General features: G+C 47.8%; 4 protein-coding genes. 3 read left to right on the top strand and 1 reads right to left on the bottom strand.

What is annotated here, in order from left to right; translation table 11 throughout:
- Positions 1 to 1,174, top strand: a 1,174-nt coding sequence (locus QZ147_RS08620) for an Opr family porin (RefSeq protein WP_295149360.1), incomplete at its 5' end; no start/stop codon positions are given.
- Between the two features lie 88 nt (positions 1,175 to 1,262).
- Here the strand turns inward: QZ147_RS08620 and QZ147_RS08625 are convergent.
- Positions 1,263 to 2,156, bottom strand: coding sequence for a DMT family transporter (locus QZ147_RS08625; RefSeq protein ID WP_295149361.1), 894 nt, complete (start codon positions 2,154 to 2,156; stop codon positions 1,263 to 1,265).
- Positions 2,157 to 2,260: 104 nt separating this feature from the next.
- On the opposite strand from QZ147_RS08625, the gene der reads away from it, so the two are divergent.
- The gene (gene der, locus QZ147_RS08630; protein WP_295149362.1) at positions 2,261 to 3,643 is read left to right on the top strand and encodes a ribosome biogenesis GTPase Der; all 1,383 of its coding nucleotides are present in this window, start codon (positions 2,261 to 2,263) and stop codon (positions 3,641 to 3,643) included.
- On the top strand, positions 3,627 to 3,877 hold a 251-nt coding region (locus QZ147_RS08635; RefSeq protein ID WP_295149365.1), incomplete at its 3' end, for a shikimate kinase. The genes der and QZ147_RS08635, both read left to right, overlap by 17 nt.

Consider the following 3,877-nt stretch of genomic DNA (forward strand, 5'->3'; position numbering starts at 1 on the left):
AGATGATTTTTTACAAAATATAAACAACCTTTTAAATTTTACGGCTTTAAATTTGCATGCTTCTCCGCTGGAAACGCTCTTGCAGGGCTCTAAATTTAGCGGAGAAATAGGCGCTTACAGCGAAACTAGGCGGGTAATTAGCGGGACTAAAACGACGTATTTTAACGACACTTCGTGGCTGGTGGGCTCAGCGGCGCTAAATTACGAACTTAGCTTCCTAGGTGCGCTAAAATTTAGCCTGGGCGGACGCGGTAGCGTACCGATCTATGAAGGCGACAGAAACTACCGCACGCTGCACGGCAAGGGCGATAGCACGGAGCGAATTTACGAGGGCGACAGGGCGCTTTTATCGCAGCTGTTTTTGGGCTACGACGACGGCGTAAATACCCTAAAAATCGGGCGATTTGAAATGATAAACGACTGGTCGAGCAAGATCCAAGACGGCGTGCGGGTAACAAGCGCGGCGGCGCCTAATTTACTCCTTGACGCAAGCTATTCTAAAAGGCGCGGAAGGGCTTATTTAAAGGAAATGTGGGGCTTTACGAAGCTAAACGAGGGTCGAGGGATTTTTAACGCGGGAGCCACGTATAAACAAGGCGGCGCATCGGTTAAAATTTACGCGCTTTACGCAAGCGAACTATTTAGCGCGCTAGGCGGCAAAATATCTTACGAAAGCGGCGGTTTTCAAAGCGGCGCGGGCGAGATGAAGCTAGGCTGGATGCTGCACTACGCAAGAAGCGACGAGAGAAAACAAAGCGGCGACGGAAGTTTGGTGGAGGCTAAAATTTACGGCGTTTTAGAGGGTGCCAAGCTTACCTTGGCTTACGTAAAATCTGGCAAAAGCGTAGGCTGGGGGAGTATGAATTTAGCCGGCGATCAAATCGTTTTTTTCGAAGAAGGCGACGTGATATACGAGCGCGACGCAAGGACGTATTACGCGGCGTTTGATACGAAGATAAAAAAGCTAAATTTAGGAGCGCTTTTAGGCACTACGAAGTATAGGTTAAAGCGCGCGGACGATAAAACCTACCGCCAAAACGAGCTAACCGCGAGACTAGGCTACGAGATCACTAAAAATTTAAGGGCGTTTGCGACGTTTGATCGGACGTTTAAAGCGCAGCCTAGATACCCTGCGATGATGCAAATAAGCGCGGGCCTAGTTTATAGCTTTTAGCAAGCTTGCGGTGCGCAGGCGGCATTGTTTGATTAAATTTAGCAAGCTTAAAGCTTGCTAAACGCGCGCCGTTTGCCGTAAATTTTGCCTACCTTTCGCGCGCTACTAAAATTCCGCTAAAAATAACCAAAAATATTCCGAAAAACGCCGCGGCGTCCGGTAGCGTATCTCCCATAAAAAAGCCCACTACTAGCGAGAATACGACGTCCATATAGCTCACCGCCGCGACCGTGCCCGCCTTTCTCACCGCCGCGTAAGCCTTCGTCATAAAAAGCTGAAAATAAAAGCCCGCAAGTCCCATTAGCACGATGAGAACTACGCCTTTAAGGTCGGGTACCGCAAAAGGCGAAAGCAAAAAGTCAAGCTGTTTTATCTCTATCCATTCGGCAGCGCCCATCAACGCAAGCGGCAAAAACGTCCCCCACGCCATAAAGCTAAGCACGATGACGTTAGTGTCGTAGGCCTTTCGCAACTTCCTTACGCTAAGCATCGCAAGCGCCGCGCCCACGCCGCTCCAAAGGCCCAGCCAGTCGGATTTACTAATGCCGAGATTTGGCTGAATGATAAATAAAATTCCGATAAAACCTAAAAAAATAGCGAACCAACCGCGGCGACTAAGCGCTTCGCGTAAAAAAACCGCCGCAAAAATCGCCGTAAAAATCGGACTCGTCTTTTGAAAAGTATAAGCCGCGCCTAAATTTATGTGAGCGATGTTGTAAAAAAGCGCGAAAAGCGCGACCGTGCCGATAAATCCGCGAAACATCAGCATGCCGAATTCCCCGCCGCTTTGGCGGATCGGCAGACGGCGGTAAATTACGAAAATTACGGCTATTAAGCCGACTAAATTTCTAAAAAATACGACTTCAATGCTTGGCATCTGAGCGCTTAAAAGCTTCGCAAAAGCCCCGACGCCCGCAAAAAACATACAAGCTACGATCATATAATAAGCGCCTAAATGACGCATTAAAAATCTATGAAGCAAAATTTTCCTTTAAAAATTTGGCGTAATTGTAATGCAAGCCCGCTTAAATTTATAAATAAAATAAGTCAAATTCTGTATAATAAGGCGATTTTAAAGGAAAAATTTTGCAAAAATTTATATTAATCGGAAAACCAAACGTCGGTAAAAGTTCGCTTTTTAACCGCCTAGTCGGTCGCCGCATCGCCATAACCAGCGACGTAAGCGGTACCACGAGGGATACGAACCGAGCCGTGGCGCAAATTAACGGCAAAGAATGCGTAATTATCGATAGCGGTGGGTTAGACGACAGCAGCGAACTATTTCGCAGCGTCAAGCAAAATACTCTTGCGTGGGCGAAAAATTCCGACGTCATAATCTACATGGTAGACGGCAAAATGATGCCCAGCGACGAGGACAAAGCCCTATTTTACGATCTTTTAAGGTTAAAACTACCCACCGCGCTGGTTATTAACAAAATCGATAGCAAAAAAGACGAGCAACGTGCGTGGGAATTCGCAAATTTCGGCGCGAAGGTCGTATTTAACGTCTCCGTTAGCCATAACGACGGCATAGACGAGCTTACGGACTGGATGAGTAAATTTATCCCCCAACCTGCCGTAAGCGCCGATAATAGCGAGGATTTCGACGAATTTTTAGAAAATTTTAACGACGAAGGCGAGATAGATACCAGCGTGGATTACGAGAGCAAAAATATCCGCGTAGGCATCATCGGACGCGTAAACGTAGGCAAAAGCTCGCTTTTAAACGCGCTGGTTAAGCAGGCGCGCTCGGTCGTAAGCGACACGGCGGGTACGACGATAGATCCCGTAAACGAAATCTACGAGCACGAAGGGCGGGTTTTCGAGTTCGTCGATACCGCCGGCATCCGACGTCGCGGTAAGATCGAAGGCATCGAGCGTTACGCGCTAAACCGCACGGAGAAAATTTTAGAGCAAACCGATATAGCGATTTTGGTACTCGATAGCTCCGAGCCGCTAACCGAGCTTGACGAGCGTATAGCGGGACTGGCGGGTAAATTTCAGCTAGGCGTAATCATCGCACTAAACAAATGGGATAAAAGCGACGCAGAGTTCGATAAGCTCGCGTTTGAAATTCGCGATAGATTTAAATTTTTAGCCTACGCGCCGATAATCAGCGTCAGCGCACTGGGCGGAAAGCGCATACACAAGCTCTATCCGTTGATTTTGGAAGTTTATAAAAATTTCACGCAAAAAATCCAGACTTCGCGCCTAAACGAAGTAATCTCGGACGCGACGAAACTCCATCCGCTACCGCACGACAAGGGAAGATCGGTCAAAATTTACTACGCCGCGCAGTTTACCTCCGCGCCGCCTAAAATAGCGCTTATTATGAATCGCCCTAGCGCGTTGCATTTTAGCTACAAGCGCTATTTAATCAATAAACTTCGCGAGAATTTCGAGCTTTCGGGTACGCCTATCGTGCTAATCCCTAAAAAACGAGGCGCAAACGATGAAGAAGAGCAATAACGTCCTTCTAATCGGCTTTATGGGCGTAGGCAAAGGCACGGTCTCGCGCGAGCTAGCCAAAAGCCTAAATATGCTGCTGCTTGACACCGACGATTTGATAGAAGTCGCGCAAAACCGCAAAATTCGCGAAATTTTCGCGCAGGAAGGCGAGGAGTATTTCAGGGATTTGGAGCGCAAAACGGCAAAAAATTTAGCCGCTAACGTAAAAAATTCGATCATCGCGTGCGGCGGCGG

It is taken from the genome of uncultured Campylobacter sp. (assembly GCF_905371695.1).
Lineage (GTDB): Bacteria > Campylobacterota > Campylobacteria > Campylobacterales > Campylobacteraceae > Campylobacter_A.